This is a genomic window from Vibrio sp. Of7-15 (assembly GCF_022347565.1).
In the GTDB taxonomy this organism is placed as follows: Bacteria; Pseudomonadota; Gammaproteobacteria; order Enterobacterales; family Vibrionaceae; genus NORP241.
Map to the genome: position 1 here is coordinate 188,085 of NZ_JAKRGH010000001.1, position 16,002 is coordinate 204,086.

Genomic DNA, 16,002 nt, shown 5'->3' on the forward strand with positions numbered 1-16,002 from the left:
AGTAGAAGGGCGATGATAAAGAATATAAAAACCTTATCATCGTCCAAATGCTACCTTTGGGTTCGGATTAGTTCAAGTGGCCTAATCCAAAGCCGTATTCTAATTTATCTGGGCCTTTCCAGTGCTGGTGTCTTTCGTATGTGGCATCAAGCGAGCCAATAAAGTCTTCACGTAATTCGTTTCTGGTGTCTGATAAAACCGAAAAACTGCCCGTCTGCGCTATTTCAACTGCGGGAGAAGGGGATGAGTGATGCGTCATTCGGTAGGCATTTCGAGCGACACGAGCACTTCGAATGGTTTCTTTTACTAATTTGGCTGTAGCTATTTGGCCTTGGGTATAGGAACCGAGGCTAGGGCCTTTACTAGAGCCTAAATTAGAATTAGTTCTTATCAGTGTTGGTCGTTCACTTTTAGGCTTTGTTATTTTATCTTTTGCCATTCTTATGGGCATTCGGGAGTAAAACCCTAGCTTGAGTACGTTGCTTCCAACATTCAGCCCGAGTCCAACTTTAGCGAGGGTTTCATTTTCACTAAAGGTGGAGGCGACGCCGAGGGATGTGCCAACCATATCAGTACTTTCAAGTGCCAGCTCTGCTTTAGATAACCACTTAGCTTTTGATGTTTTTTTCACAAGGCTAGCGGATTTTCCTGCTACTTTAGCGCCATGCTTTACGACTCCGATTCCGCCCAATGCGACGGAGGCAACATCGATAACGAGGCCAGAAAGAGTGGAGGTAGTAGAAAGAGCATTATAAGCGGGATGAGATGTATCATCTATCACTGCCGCGGCGATGCCAGTGGAGCCAGAAACAATCCCCGCAGTGAGTGTAGTTAAACTAAGAGCTAGAGTCGGTACCGTAGCTAAGCCTCCACTCATAATCGTCGCTGCGGCCACCGCGATAGAAAATAACACGCCCAAAATACCACCGACAATCCCACTTACATCCAGCCTGCCACTGGGATCGATATTATTGATGGGATCGTTGGCACCGAAAGCATAACCATTGATGCCTGCGTCGCCAAATGGGGCCATTTCACCATCAAATTGATGGAAACTACCTAATGCTGGGTTGTACGCACGGTAGCCATTGCCAAGGTGATACATGTCTACGGCAAAGTCTTTCGGTTGGCCGTTAAAGCCGATGGGGTTGTCAAAAATCACTGTTGGGTCAACGGTGGAAGTGGATTTAGCCAACAGAGTTTTGGGCATAGAAATGGCCATGCCTGTCATGATTGCACTGTATTTAAAAAACTGTCTTCTAGATAGTCCGTTACTCATGAAGAGAACTCCTGTTTATGGCTTGAACCAAAAGGTGTGTAGGTGTTTAGCGATTGCGTTATTTGATTTTGTGAACGAGTCCAAGTAGACAAAACACTGCCGTTAGTGTCTGTTGCCATGTATTGGTTATGTTGCTCATCAATCACTCTTCCTATGAGTTTGTTATCCACGCCGATATAGCTCGTACTGTGATCTGGTGAGTATTCGTTTGCTATTGAATTATGTTGGTAATAAAGATAAATAGGCGGGTGATTAAAAGGGCGTTGCGAAATTAAAAAACCACGAGCGTCATATTGATACTGATTAATGACATTACCAAAGCTATCATGGATCGATATTAGTCGATTAAAAGCATCGTATTCATATTGATTACCAAACTCATCATTGAGTAAGTTCCCTGAAATGTCATGGCTTATTATGTGGTTTTCGCCAGTCTGAGAGATTTGGGATAGCTGCGTTTTATTCTGGTCATTGTATTGATAATCGACAACAACGTTTTCGTTAATGGATTTGTAGTTGGTTTCTTTTGAATCAATGTTATCGTAAATATCAAAGTGGAAATTTTGATAACTGATTTGGTCAATATGATCACGAGGGGTTAACTCCCCAACAGTCCGGTATTGGGTCAATCTCCCTACTTGGTCATATTCCATATTTTCGGAGGTGTCTCTTTTCCCTGGAATGGTTATTGTTCTTTCTTTAATTTTTAAGTTGTTCAAATAGTGCTGTGAGAGATCAACATCGGCTGAATTAGCGCCGTTTTTATGTGTCGTTTGTCTGCTCTCTATACCTAAAGAGTTGTAATACACTTTATTTGAAAAGGTATCATTTGAATTGCTATAGATATATTCAATTGGCCTGCTGTATACATCATAAGAAATATTAATAGAATTTTGGGATGATCCATTTTTAGTAATAAATTCAGCTCGTTCAATACGGCCTAATGAGTCATAAGTGACAGATTTAGACATGCCAATAAAGTCTGTTTGCTCTAAAAGCACCCCCATTGGGCTATAAGAGTAGCTTGCCGAAAGAGGCGTATTCGAGCCTGAGATATCAACGGTTTCAGCAATCAGTTGATCTAAATTATTATACTGATATGAAATATCTGAATTCGAGTTGCTTTCTTTAATTAAGCGGCCTTGAGCATCGTATTGATAACTGAGTTTACTATTTTCGTCTCCATCGATAATGACTTCTGACTTTTCACCCCAGAATGGATCATAGCTAATTTCAATAATATTATCCGATTCAGTGCGGACTTTTGTTGCTTTCGCGGAAGAGCCTGTGTATTCAAAGTCGAGAGATGTATTGTTAAATTTTGACTCGGAAACTATTCTTCCTAACCCATCATAGTTTCGTTGTCCCATCGATGAGTTATTCACCATTATTTTTGTTGCTAATAATTCATTACTAAATGATGCATAATCAATACGAATTGTTATTTTTTCTTCATTATCATAAAAATATTTTTCTGTTAACCGGTCAGAATTATCATAAGAAAAAACAGTTTCCAAGCCATTTTCATCGACAGTTTTCACTAATTGATGAGCGCTATTGTATTCGTTAGTGGCTTTGGATACTTCTATGTTATCAGAGTCATATCTTATGGTAGAAAGCTCTTTACCTACAATATTGTACTGTTTTACCGTGGAGGTTAACCCTTCGATATAGTGAGTGGATTTCATGGCGACTACATCATTTATCATAAACTCTTTGGTATTATCTGGATGTATGATTTTATATACTTCCCCCCAGTGGTCATACTCACGGTATTCGTGCATAGGCAGTGTTTTTGAATGGACGATATCTAAGCTGGATTGGCGTATAACTTGATCATAAGCATCGTATTCAAATTCGTTAACTTTGAAGACATTGAAGTCGTTATCTTGTTGGTGCACACTGATCAGGTTGTTAGCATTATTAAATTTGAATACTTTTCTTCTTCCTGTTGAATCGCTTATTTCAAGTTGGTTTTTTTCACTTCCGATGCTGTAGCCATAGTCTCTAGATAATTTAGTCACCCCATGATGAGACCAGCGTTCAGTAGTGACTCTGTCTAAGTCATCATGTTCTACGTTTACTTCAATTCCTTGTTCATCATGTGAATACACCATGTTACCTGTGAGGTAGCTAAAATCTTCTCTCTTTAATGTGGTGAGTCCGTCATGAGTATGTAATGTACTGATAATGGAAAGAAGCGAAGTTTCAAAAGTGTACTGATGGTTGATCTGGCTTGTGAAACCATTAATGGTGGTAGACTTGCTCGCAATACGACCAAACAGGTTACGATCACTTACTTCCTCGAAGTAAGACATTGATACGTCGTTATTGTGGTTGAATTGTTTGATAGGAACGATGAATTCCCCTTCATTATTTAACATAGGAAGGGCTTTATACTCGATACGTTTGGAGCGGTAGGGTGAGGCTTCAGTATTTGTATTTGGTAAATAAAAGTGTTCACTTTTTAAGTGTTTTACGATTCCATTCACGGCGGTAGGGCACTTATTTTCGCTGCCTTCTAAAGGGTAGTATTCATAAAAAGTGGAGCTGCCATCTTCGTGGAAATTGGCCAGTAAATTACCGTACTCATCATAGTCATAGCTGTTGGTTTCTGTTCGACTCCCACTCTCACTAAAGAAGGTAACAGTTTGTTCACGTACTAAGCTGTAGTTTTCTGGTTGGTGGTCGATAGTCCAATTTAAGTTAGCAAAGTAGTTGTACTGAATGGACTGATAAAGATAATCATCGGAATAAAATTTTTCTTTATTTATTAGGTGGTATTTATTGTATTTTCGTGAAATCTTTACACTCCCATTTATGATCTCATCACAGGAGTAAGTATAATCGGACAATGCTTTAAATAAGGTATCTTCCCCTGCCTGCCATGATATGCCACTGTTATAGCCTAAAAAGTTAAGAGTAGAATAATTATACTCGATACTTTTCGGTGGTTGGTTATCATCGTAAATACTCTGAAATTTTATAACATATGGGTAGTGACTAATAGGAGAACCAGATGGTGTTTTATGTCCTAATTCTTTATACCATATATAATCTACTTGACCGGTAGAGTGCGTAACAGTGTCAATTACTCTTATATTAAGGTTATATAATGTGGTGTAGTTGATTTTAGTAAATAAACTTTCGTTGTTTGGTAACGTCACTTTATCTAATTCAGAGCCCATTTTGTAAAGTTTGGTCGTTCGCTGTTCTCCATTTAGTGATATTAAGCTGACCTTTGTTAAACTGTTTGAGCTCCAATAATCCGTATTAAGCGTGTTTCCTTCATTATCTGCCACGGTAATTAAGCGGTAGCCACCACTATGAGCAACGTAGGTAAAGTATATTTCATGACCATGTGGAGAGACACGCCGCTCTAGCGTGCCTTTATTCCAGTCTACAAACTCTGTTTCACCATCTTTATAATAAATTTTTATCCCCGGTTTTGATGTTTCTCCCGGTTTGGAAATATTACTTAGGTAATATAATTTTGTGTCTTTGAGTTTTTTATATGGAACCGTAAATTCTTTTAGGTTTGAATTATATTCAATTTGAAAGGTTTGGCCATTTTTTAAGGTCAAATTATAATTACTTTTATCAAACTTAGTTATATGTAACTTCCAACCAATACCATAACCGTAATCTTGTTTATCAAAAGGGCTGTAAACGATCTTTTTTTCAAAATTAGGACCAGATAAGTTATTAGCTAATAATGTACCAAGACTCAATTCTAACGAAAATGATCCGGTACGAATATCGACCCCAGAACTGATAAATTCGTTAAAATTAAATGCGTTACTTACAACATCCATATGACCACCATATTTTATGAGATTTATATAAGAAAGGCTCAATAAATATACTGAGCCTTTGTGATTTACTTAGTAGATAAATAAATCATCATCATCGTTTCCAGTGCCGAATTTAGCGGTAAGAGAATGTGTGGTGCCATAAAAGTCTGTTATGGTGATATAATTCGTTAGCCTGTCTGATTCGCCTTTTTTGTAGATGTCGTTACCTTTATAATCAACACAAAGGTTTCTTCCATCATGGGCTTTACTACAAAGTGCATCTTCAATCATGTAGTGATGGTTATGAATTTGATATAAAAAGAATGACGTAATTAATGATGGCGTAGAAGGAGGAGTTATGGTTGGCAGGGAAAGCGTTCCTATTGTATGGCTCTTTTCATTAATGACCTCAACTTTATCTACTTTTTTTGAATCGTAAGCCCATACGCCAACCCAAGATGAGGTATTTCCTCCTTGATAATCTCTCAAAACATTAAATGCTGAGTTGCTAATGACACGAAAGGGTGACTCTGTCGCTTCAATGGCAGTACTGCTGTATTTAATATCATGAATTTGAACGTGCTCACTTTGAGTATGCAGCTCATACACTTTACCTAAATGCTCATTTTTATCAGTGAACTTTTTCTGTTGTAATTCAAAACCAATCGGTTCTGGCTCTTGGGCTATGATGTGAACACTTGAGGTGCTGTCTCCGATACATGATGTTTTAGAGATAACTTCTTGTTCGCCTTCCATATTGGTTTGGTTACCTGTTATAACCACACAGACTTCTGCCGAGGCTGGTATATTATTAGCCTTTCTCAAAAAACGTGTTTCATGAAACCACGTCCATTCGTTATTTATAACAATGTTTTCATCAGTATTACTTCTATTAGTGGAAGCCTGAGCGGGCAGAATTTCATGTAAATATTGATTTCCTTCTGCATCCACTTTCCATTCTTCTGTATGTTCTATGGGAAGCATTGTACCTAAATCACAGAAGGTAATATCTGTGAAAGAGAAACTATCAAGAGCTTTATAGTTAACAGCCAGTTCTGCCTGCATGTTGCCGTTCGCATAAATGTTTCCGTTACCAAGCACCTCTATTGTTGGAGTTTCTAACGTATCAATAGGGCCCTCTGGAATTACGCCATAACACACATTGTTGGCTAATGCGTTCCCTGACAATAGTAAACTTAAAAATAAAATTGATTTTTTCATGTTATGCATCCTGTTTATCATATTCGACGAAGATATTGCTTTTGCCTTAATCAGAATGCAATTCTGTTATTTTGTTAGTGTGACACTTGTTGCATTTTTGTTGACTGGAAGCCGAGCGCTGTTCTGGCTTATGAGGGGGGGGGATTATCTGATATAGCAGCAATGATTTTCATAAAAATAACTATAGAATTAATGGCTTAGCTATCATTTTGTGGCCAATAATTTGAGTGTAATCTTAACGTGTTGAAAATTATTTATAGAACTCTCGGCAAAATATATATTGCTTGCCACAAGAGTGAGTGGCCAGCTCTATGGTTTCTGCTCATGCGATATTGAATAAAGAAGCAATAAAAAGCGCTGCGTAATGACAAGATAGAGTATGAAAACCAATTCGCTATTTTGTTATCCCTTGTCTAGATTTTATGGGTAACCCATTGTTTAACCGACTTTAACTTTACGCAGTAGATAGAGTTGGCATAAGGAGATGCCGATGCATGAATTACCTCATCTTGATTTAAAAGAAAGTGTGAGTGAACAAGAATGGCAGTTAAGAGTTGATCTTGCGGCTTGTTACCGCCTTGTCGCTCATTTTGGTTGGGATGATCTTATTTACACTCATTTATCGGCGCGTTTGCCCGGCTCGGATCACTACTTGGTGAATGCGTTTGGGCTGACGTTTGATGAAGTCACGGCATCAAATTTGGTGAAGGTTGATCTGGCGGGGAATATTTTGGATGACACCCCATTTAAGATTAATCCTGCCGGTTTTACCATTCACAGTGCGATTCATGAAGTGCGTGAAGATGCCCATTGTGTGATCCACTTACACACACGAGAAACCGCAGTGGTGGCGACTCAAAAGCAGGGGCTGTTGCCTTACAGCCAATATTCTATGTTTTCCCTGCCTTCACTTTCTTACCATGAATATGAAGGGCTCGCGGTAGACGAAGGTGAGAAGCAACGGCTTCAGTCTGATCTTGGCCAAAATAATCATATGCTGTTGGTAAATCACGGGGCTTTAACGCTAGGGCCAACGGTGGGGGATGCTTTTATGCGCATGTACGATTTGCAGCGAGCGTGCGAAATTCAATTAATGCTGCAATCTTCCGGTCAAGAGGCATCACCTGTGCCTCAGCCTATTCTCGATAACATTTATCAGCAAGCCAAAGTGGTGCACACCGGATCAACGGGTGGCCAAGTGGCTTGGCCTGCCATGTTACGTAAAGCTCAGCGATTAGATCCGAGTTTTATGGAATGACTTAGGCGTTAAATATGGATTTATTTGGCATTTTTGGTCTATTTATAACAACGGAGAGTGTAAATGAAAGTAACGTCAGTTGAGGTGTTTGATATTCATTGCCCAGAGCGGCCAGCATGGAACCCTGTTTTTGTGCGAATTCACACCGATGAAGGCATTAACGGGGTAGGGGAAGCCGGGCTGGCTTACGATTTGGGCCACAGCGCCGCAGCAAATATGATCAAAGAAATGGCTGAGGCTTTTCTGATTGGTCATGATCCGTTTCAAACCGAGCAGTTGTGGTCACGTATGCTCCGTGAAAGCTTTTGGGGGTTAGGTGGTGGCCCTGTGGTTTACGCTGCAATGAGTGCGATTGATACGGCGTTGTGGGACATCAAAGGCAAAGCGTTGGGTGTGCCTGTTTATCAACTATTAGGCGGAAAGGTGAATGACAAGCTGAGAACCTATGCTTCTCAGTTGCAGTTTGATTGGGATAAGGAATTTAAAGCGCTGTCTCAACCAGAAGAGTACGCAGAGGCGGCAGTAAAGGCCATCGAGCAAGGTTATGATGCCGTAAAAGTCGACCCTATTATGTACGACAAAAATGGTAATACCTATTATGAACGAACCAAGATCATCTCTAAGGCTGAAATGAAGCTGTATCGTGCCCGCATGCTGGCCATACGTGAAGCGGTTGGTGATGAAGTGGACATTATTTTTGAGTGCCACAGTTTACCGGGAGCGACCACCGCCATTCAGCTTGGGGAAATTGCTGAAGAAGTGGGCTGTATGTATTACGAAGAGCCTGTGAACTATTTAAATCATTCTTTACACGCCAAAGTGGCCGATAAAGTGGCGGTGCCTATTGCCGGAGGAGAGCGCTTATATAACCGCTGGGGAGTGCGCCCTTATCTTGAAGATCAAAGTGTGGATGTGCTGCAACCGGACATTGGGCTATGTGGTGGCTTTACGGAAACAAAGAAAGTGTGCGATTACGCCGATATTTTTGATGTGCGTATTCAGGCCCATGTATGTGGTGGGCCTGTGGCGACGGCTGCATCACTGCATTTAGAAACCGCGATTCCTAATTTCTTGATCCATGAACACCATACCTATGCCATTAAATCGTGGAACCGAGAGCTGTGTTTACAAGATCCGCAACCTAAAAATGGCTGGTTTGAAGTGTCGGAAGAGCCGGGGATTGGCATTGAGTTAAACGATGAAATCGTCATGCGTTCACCAAGAATTGAAATAAAAAACTTGTGAGAATTTTATGAGAAATTAGCGAGAGAATTGCCATTTTTGTCCGCCATGCTGTTGATGTAACCAATAACATGACGGGCAAAAAAATGAAAAAGACTCTCGCATTTCTGACTCTATTAACGGCAATGAACACACATGCTGCTGATATTGATATTTCCATTACCAACGCCACAAAAGGAATATTTTTTACCCCGATATTAATTGCCGCTCACAGCTCCTCTTCACACTTATTTCGCACTGGTGAATCTGCGACCACAGAACTAGAAGCCATGGCAGAAGGGGGAGACATTTCTGGTTTATCCTCCATGGTCACGAATGCTGGTGGTATGGTCGTGTCTGATCCTGCTAGCGGTATTTTAAACCCGGGCATTTCAGCCACCGCTTCAATGAATACGGGCTCTTTAGATCGTTTGTCGATTACGGCGATGTTATTGCCCACCAATGATGGTTTTGTTGGGTTAGATAGCTGGGAAATTCCATCTGCCGCAGGAACCTATACGTTTACGTTAAACAGTTATGATGCGGGAACGGAAGCCAATGATGAGTTGGCAGGCAGCATGCCAAACCCGCCTTTTATTACGTTTGGTAGTGGTGGTACTGGCGTTGAAACGGCGGTTTCAAATAATAAAGTGCATATTCATCCGGGCAATATTGGCGATAGCAACGCAACGGGCGGGTTGAGCGATCTTAGTAATACCGCTTACCGTTGGTTGAACCCTGTGGCGATTGTTACCGTAACAGTGAAATAAGGAGGTTGCGATGAAACTTCGATTACTTACTATTGCAGCCAGTGCACTGATGCTAGTGGGTTGCCCATACGATGACGATGATTCAAGCTATGAGCGGACTTACACCATCAGCGTTACGAATTTAACGGCGAATCAGCCGCTTTCCCCGTTAGCGGTCTTAGGGCATAACAGTCACTACCAGTTGTTTACTCTTGGCTCGGCTGCAACACAAGCATTAGAAATGTTGGCCGAAGGTGGTGATAACTCAGCCGTGTTAGCTATTAGAAACAGTTCTCGAAATGTGAGTTACAGTGCATCGGGAGGTGGTGTTATTCTGCCCGGTTCCAGTGACACTGTGACGTTAACGATGAATCGATTTTGGGCTTCACGAGTCTCTGTCGCAAGCATGCTAGTGAACACCAATGATGCGTTTGTTGGTGAAACTAAAGTGAAAGTGAGCCAGTTAGGTGTTGGTGAAAGCGTTACCATGAACATGACCGTGTGGGATTCAGGCACCGAGGCGAATGCAGAAACCGCAGCAACGGTTCCGGGCCCTGCTGGTGGCGGGGAAGGGTTTAATAGCACCAGAGACGATAGTGATAAAATCTCGTTTCACGCAGGGGTAGTAAGCCAAGATGACGGGTTAGCAACCTCGGTGTTAAAAGCGAATCACCGTTTTTTAAATCCAGGCGCTAAGTTAACGATCACCAGAACTCAATAATGAGTTGTGCCTGAGTACCCTTAGAAAGTAAAACCATGGGATCCTGCGACAGCACCAAAAACAGCGATGAGGCTTAATGTGAGCAACACTTTGTGCATGCGATGTAGCCACAAAAAGGCGTTGTCGCTGTTATTAATTGTTTGTCGATATTTTTAACACTTATATCAACATACAAACAGTTTTATAAATTACGGTGAAAGAAAGTGCTCAATGTCCGGTCTGGTGATTAAGTGGTCTAAATAAGGTGAGAGATCCATGTTGGAAAGATCGGTATCGAACCCAGTGGTGCAATCCAATATTTTGATTGTGGAAGACGACAATGATTTAGCAGATTTGATCAGCATGCACTTAACCCTGCAAGGGCACCAAATCGAGCGCGTGGACAAGATCCAAGAGGGTAAGCAGCAGCTCTCCTCCCAGCATTATGATTTGATGATCTTAGACCGAGGGCTAGACGATGGTGATGGTATGCATCTTTGTCATGAACTTCGCCAAAATGAAAACTGGCTACCAATTTTAATGTTAACCGCAAGAGACAGTGAAAAAGACAAAGTAGAAGGGTTAGAAGCCGGAGCGGATGACTATTTAACAAAACCTTTTAGTGTGCTGGAATTTCAAGCGCGAGTCAGGGCTATATTGCGCCGCCGGACTCATACTAATACAAAAGAAATTCAGCCCCAAGAGCTTACCCCGAACCTTGAATTTAAAGGGCTGGTAATACGGCCTCAATCTCATCAAACTGAAGTCAATGGTTCACCAGTTAAGTTAACCGCAACGGAATTTACTTTATTACACTTTTTAGCTCAAAAACCGGGGCGAGTTTACAGTAAAGACGATTTGTTAGAGCAAGTGTGGGATACCCAATTTTCTGGTTATCACCATACCGTGTGCAGCACCATCAATCGGCTTAGAACAAAGCTAGAATCGGTGCAGCCCTCGGGCTCTGTGCATCAATATATTCATACTGTTTGGGGCGTTGGCTATAAGTTTGAGGCCTAGCGGCGAGGAACTTTGATATGAACTTTAAACTGCGATTGCTCATCATCACGTGTTTATGGTTTTCTTTGTCGGCACTGCTGGTTTGCATGTTGTATAGCGAACAGCAACAAAAAACAGAGCAGAGAACACAACAAATGCTGCACAGAGATTTGGCGGCTCATATGCGCGACGACAGCCCACTGATGCAAGGAACCGATTATAACCCTTCTGCCCTTAAATCTATTTTTCATACCCTGATGTTATTAGGCCCTGATTTTGAAATCTATTTTCTGGATCAGCAAGGTAATATTCGAAGCCACGCCGCTCCTGATGGCAGAGCGGTTATGGGGAAAGTGGATCTTAACCCTATTCAACAGTTTTTAACGCAAGAAGAGTTGCCTATTTTAGGAACCGATCCTCGTAACCCGCATTTGAAGAAGGTATTTTCTGCCGCGCCGATTACTCAGTTTGATTCGGTAATTGGTTATTTATACGTGGTGATTGGTAGCGAACAACGAGGGGTGCTAGCCAGTCAATCCAGTTATGTGCCTTTGCTCGCTATGTTGGCATTATCATTTGGGTTGATTGTGAGCTTTAGTTTTTTGGTGTACCTGCTGGTTAAGCGGACGTTACTTAACCCCATAGAGAGCGTTACTTTGCAGCTCCATTCTCAATCGAAAGAAGATTTTCGCTTGCGGCCTGATTTTGTAAAACAAGTGCCTGAATTAAAGCCCATTGCTAAGCATTTTTATTTAATGTCCCAGAGAATCCAGCAGCAGTTTCTGCAATTACAGCATGAAGAGCATCATCGCCGAGAATTATTAATGCAGCTAAGTCATGATTTGAAAACGCCGTTGTCCAGTATTTTGGGTTATTTAGAAACCTGGCAAATGCAGCAAAAAAGCCATGATCCTTTGATTGATACAGCGCACCGTAATGCGAATAAGTTAGCAGAGCAGCTGAAACAACAGCTGTCGTTGGCAAGGGCACACCGTCCTTCTCCTGAGCCGCATTTTGAGCCAGTAGAACTTGCACCGATCATTGCTGAAACTGAAGAAAGTTTAGCCATTGATGCCAAGAGAAAGAAAGTACTTTTCCATACCGATATTCAGCAAGAGGAACGAATCATAGGAGATAAGCAGTTGTTATTGCGTTTATTTGCTAACTTATTTGAAAATGCGATTCGTCATTCCCCATGCGATCACAATATTTCGATGACGGTCAGGAAAAAGGGGAAGTTTCTGCACGTTGAGATCGTAAATAAAGTGGATAAGAGCGCGCCCAAAGGCCAGTTAGGAGTTGGCATTCGAATTATACAGTCTATTTTGATGTTGCATCATAGCCAGCTGTTTACTAAACAAGATAGTGAGGTTTATAGCCAATCTTTCCAATTGGCTATGGCTTAATACGGTGACAGAAGGGTTTAAGAATTCAGTTTATTTTCCAATAGCCTATCGAGGTCAAATTCTGGTGGGTTTGCCATGATTTCCTCATAACTTGGCCCTTCATTATTAAGCACCCAGCTAGGCATATAACGGGTTTCAAAGCTTAATTTTCGGCCTGTTCTGTCGAGGTACACCGCCACAATGGCCATGATTTTATCGTGAATAATGGCATCAGGATCACCTAGTCCGTGCGACTCTGGGCCAGTTTTATCTCCTGGAGATGGGTACACATAAGCAAAATAATGATAGTTTGCTTCCATTGCCTTGATGATGGCGGCCTCTATGGCTGTATGATCATCACGCCAAATTGCTTCGACAAGGTGATAAAGAGGCGTTGCTAAGGTATGAATACGCTCTTCAGGTACACCGCCACAGCGCTGGTTAATGAGCCCGGGCTCAAGCATGTCACGTACGCGTGCTAATGCGTTTTCTCTGTTTTCAGGGTTTTGTTCATTCAAGTAATACAGGCGGAAAACTTGGTAATAGGCATCTTGCATTTCTCGATAAGGAGTGTCGTAAGTACGATTCATGGCTTCAGGATTTACTTGGCATAACTCTTCGACTGCTGAATGTCTGCGTAACAGAGCACAAGAACTGATGGCATTTAACCAGTCCCATAGCCCTGCGGATAAGCCTTTCGGTACAAATTCAAGCTCTAAATTGCCGAGAGTAACCACGGTTTTGTTAGTTCGGCTGCTGACAATATGAAAGCCTTGGTAGCCTAATTGTGAGCTGTAAGCTAATAGAAACTGGCTATGAGCCTGTGGCCATTCCAGTAGGTTAGAGATATTCCAGCTACTTCTATACCCAATACTTCGAGAGAAAATGGCATTTTCGATTATTTCGTCAGTCCACATTTTTTGTACAAAACTTAAATGACCTTCTATGTCTTCGACAAGGAACTCACTTTTTATGGCGTAATTTTTTTTATATCTCTCATACATATGATGAACTTGAATATCTAACATGGGGATCCCTTTTTCGTTATTGTTTTTTTTGGTTGTTGTGTCATGGTTAAGAGGACTAGTCTTAGAGCAGCATATTTTACATATAAAAATTACTGAAATTGTTATCTTTGTTGGTAAAGTTCGAGATTATCTTCGATGACAAAGTGGTGCAGAACCGGAAGGTATTAAACAATAGGGTGAAAGGTATGAAACTAAGGTAGTTTGGCTTTCTTGGTAGCATAGCTCTGTATGACGTAGAAGACGGTTAAGCGATCACATCATACAGAGCGAATAATATTTTTACGTTATAAATATTTCTCTATTGGCAGCAATTGTAAAAAGTGCGATTTAATTCGCTCCCAGCGGCCTGTTTCTGGTTCTTTATCCCAACTTTTTTCACCAGAATGCCAGTGCACTTCGCCTTCGTTGAGGCTCAGTCGCCAGCTATTCTCGTCGTTCATTGACTGATCCATAGCGTTTGCGAGGCTTTCAGCGACGTTTTGATCTTCGAGTACGAGAAGTGACTCGGTATTAAGGTAAGTTGAACGTAAATTGAAGTTAAATGAGCCGATGGCCGCAATTTTTCTGTCGAAGACAGCAGATTTTGTATGCAGACCGTAAGGTGTTGTTGGTGCACATTTAGACTCATCTCTGGTCGACATTTCACAAAGGCTTGTGTCAGGTTTCATCTCAAATAGTTTCATGCCGTGTTCAAGCATGTCATCGCGTCGACCCGCATAACCAGAGTGATTGGTGAGCAGATCATTCGAGACCATGGAGTTGGTCAGGGCTTTTACCTGAACGCCATCGTCTGTTAATTCCTGTAGCCCTTCTAAGTGGGCGTCGTCAAAGATCAAATAAGCTGATTCTAATAGAATTTCTTGCTCTGATTGGCGAGCCAGATCAGATAAAAAGACGGCTGTTCGTTTAGGTTCATTGGTATTGCTAGCGTCGTCTGGTACGGGTTGATCAGATATATAGCTTGCTTGAACCCAAGTCATTTTATCCATTAATTCTTTTAAGAAACGTTTGGCTACCGCAGTGCCTTCCGGTAAGGCGGGGTAATGCTTGTATTGGGGAGCTGTGATCTCATTTAACATGGGCTGCTCGGGTGAAACCTCTCCACCCAATAGGTTTACAGGGTAAGACCAGCGACTATCCCAGTATTCTCTGTAACTTGCTTGGATATCGGCAACCACAGAGCCCATGACCAGTACGTCACGGTCACGAAAGTTTATTTCATCAGAAAGGTCAAAGTATTCATCGCCAATATTACGCCCTCCGACAATAGAAAGAGCACCGTCGACAGTAAATGATTTATTGTGCATCCGGCGATTCAAACGGGAAAAATCGCCCAGAACATTCAGCCATTTCGCGACCCCACGACGAGTTGGAATAGGGTTGAATATGCGGATCTCAATGTGTGGATGAGAATCAAGGGTGGTGAGCAGATCCTCGCGTTCGTTAAGGTTGATATCATCCAGCATGACCCGGACTTGAACCCCGCGGTCTGCTGCTGCGAGTAAACGGCTTGCTAGGTAATGCCCTGAAGCATCGGAGTTCCAGATGTAATATTGGATATCGATACTGTGTTCAGCGGTTTCGATCAGTGCCAATCGCTGAGCGAGTGCGTCCCAGCCCGTATCTTGCAACAGAACCGCACTTTTTTCTTGTTGAGGCTGTTGTATCCAATAAGTGTTGCTTAATTCGAGCAGTGTACTGGTTGATTGGCTGACGACAGGTTCAACCGGATGCTGAATTTCTTCAGGGAGCGACGTACACCCAGTGATAATTAAGCCTAACAGTATGGCTATACTAATGCGTTGGAGCATAGGCATGTATGGTATTTCCTTTTAAAATTTGAATAACCAAGGTTGGTTTTATCTTGTTAATTATTTCTGGTTAATGGCTTGAGTCAAGGTGCATTATCAAAGCCTCCTCCCAATGTTTTACAGTATATAGGAATTGAATGTCCAAAAGGCATTGTGGTGAACTGTTACTGGGTGGTTTGTTGGTTATTTACTCTGTTCGACCTGCATTATTGCATTAATAACGGCTAGTTTGTGCCTTTCAATTATTTGAATCATCGTTATAGAGAAAAGTTTGGAGGAACAAATAAAGTGTTGAGGGAAGGGAGGCTCTTTTCAAAAGATTTTGTGTTATTAGTACTGGTTTGCTTCTAAGGCTATCAGGTGGGTGTTTTTTGCACAGTACGATTTCAACAATTCTTTATGTAGTGGGCTAAAGGGAAGGTTTTTTCATTGTTCTGACTGAAAATAACGTTTGAGATGATACCAAAATAGTCACAGGTAAACCCTAGATACGAAAGCCTATTTGGTACATCCGTAGTTATATAATAGGAGCAGGGCTAAATGAGTATTTAGAAAAC

11 protein-coding genes are annotated in these 16,002 nt (G+C 41.6%); 6 read left to right on the forward strand and 5 right to left on the reverse strand.

Annotation, left to right across the window (positions count from 1 at the left end):
- Positions 1-67: 67 nt before the first annotated feature.
- The 3 genes from MHO82_RS00765 to MHO82_RS00775 all read right to left on the reverse strand — a co-directional run bounded on the left by MHO82_RS00765 (position 68) and on the right by MHO82_RS00775 (position 6,294).
- Positions 68-1,279 (reverse strand): RHS repeat-associated core domain-containing protein, encoded by a 1,212-nt coding sequence (locus MHO82_RS00765; protein ID WP_239181940.1) that lies wholly within the window; start codon positions 1,277-1,279, stop codon positions 68-70.
- Positions 1,276-5,094, reverse strand: a complete 3,819-nt coding sequence (locus MHO82_RS00770) for an RHS repeat domain-containing protein (protein ID WP_239181941.1) — start codon at positions 5,092-5,094, stop codon at positions 1,276-1,278. Before MHO82_RS00770 ends, MHO82_RS00765 begins: the two co-directional genes overlap by 4 nt.
- Positions 5,095-5,163: 69 nt before the next feature.
- Complete coding sequence (locus MHO82_RS00775; RefSeq protein ID WP_239181942.1) at positions 5,164-6,294, reverse strand: hypothetical protein; 1,131 nt, start codon at positions 6,292-6,294, stop codon at positions 5,164-5,166.
- A 490-nt stretch (positions 6,295-6,784) separates the two neighbouring features.
- Here MHO82_RS00775 and MHO82_RS00780 point away from each other — a divergent pair, with 490 nt between their 5' ends.
- From MHO82_RS00780 to MHO82_RS00805, 6 genes are all read left to right on the forward strand, one after another.
- Positions 6,785-7,552, forward strand: coding sequence for a class II aldolase/adducin family protein (locus tag MHO82_RS00780; protein ID WP_239181943.1), 768 nt, complete (start codon positions 6,785-6,787; stop codon positions 7,550-7,552).
- A 63-nt stretch (positions 7,553-7,615) separates the two neighbouring features.
- Positions 7,616-8,797: a mandelate racemase/muconate lactonizing enzyme family protein gene (locus MHO82_RS00785; protein ID WP_239181944.1), complete on the forward strand. Its 1,182-nt coding sequence runs from the start codon at positions 7,616-7,618 to the stop codon at positions 8,795-8,797.
- A gap of 83 nt (positions 8,798-8,880) precedes the next feature.
- The gene (locus MHO82_RS00790) at positions 8,881-9,543 is read left to right on the forward strand and encodes a spondin domain-containing protein (RefSeq protein WP_239181945.1); all 663 of its coding nucleotides are present in this window, start codon (positions 8,881-8,883) and stop codon (positions 9,541-9,543) included.
- A gap of 10 nt (positions 9,544-9,553) precedes the next feature.
- On the forward strand, positions 9,554-10,243 hold the full coding sequence (locus MHO82_RS00795; RefSeq protein WP_239181946.1) for a spondin domain-containing protein: 690 nt from the start codon (positions 9,554-9,556) through the stop codon (positions 10,241-10,243).
- A gap of 255 nt (positions 10,244-10,498) precedes the next feature.
- Positions 10,499-11,242 carry a response regulator transcription factor gene (locus MHO82_RS00800; protein ID WP_239181947.1) on the forward strand — a complete coding sequence of 248 codons (744 nt, stop codon included), beginning with the start codon at positions 10,499-10,501 and terminating at the stop codon, positions 11,240-11,242.
- Between the two features lie 17 nt (positions 11,243-11,259).
- On the forward strand, positions 11,260-12,627 hold the full coding sequence (locus MHO82_RS00805; RefSeq protein WP_239181948.1) for a sensor histidine kinase: 1,368 nt from the start codon (positions 11,260-11,262) through the stop codon (positions 12,625-12,627).
- A 17-nt stretch (positions 12,628-12,644) separates the two neighbouring features.
- On the opposite strand, the gene MHO82_RS00810 is transcribed toward MHO82_RS00805, so the two are convergent.
- Both MHO82_RS00810 and MHO82_RS00815 read right to left on the reverse strand, forming a co-directional pair.
- The gene (locus MHO82_RS00810) at positions 12,645-13,634 is read right to left on the reverse strand and encodes an immunity 49 family protein (RefSeq protein ID WP_239181949.1); all 990 of its coding nucleotides are present in this window, start codon (positions 13,632-13,634) and stop codon (positions 12,645-12,647) included.
- A 284-nt stretch (positions 13,635-13,918) separates the two neighbouring features.
- Positions 13,919-15,451, reverse strand: coding sequence for a phospholipase D family protein (locus MHO82_RS00815; protein ID WP_239181950.1), 1,533 nt, complete (start codon positions 15,449-15,451; stop codon positions 13,919-13,921).
- Positions 15,452-16,002 lie beyond the last annotated feature (551 nt).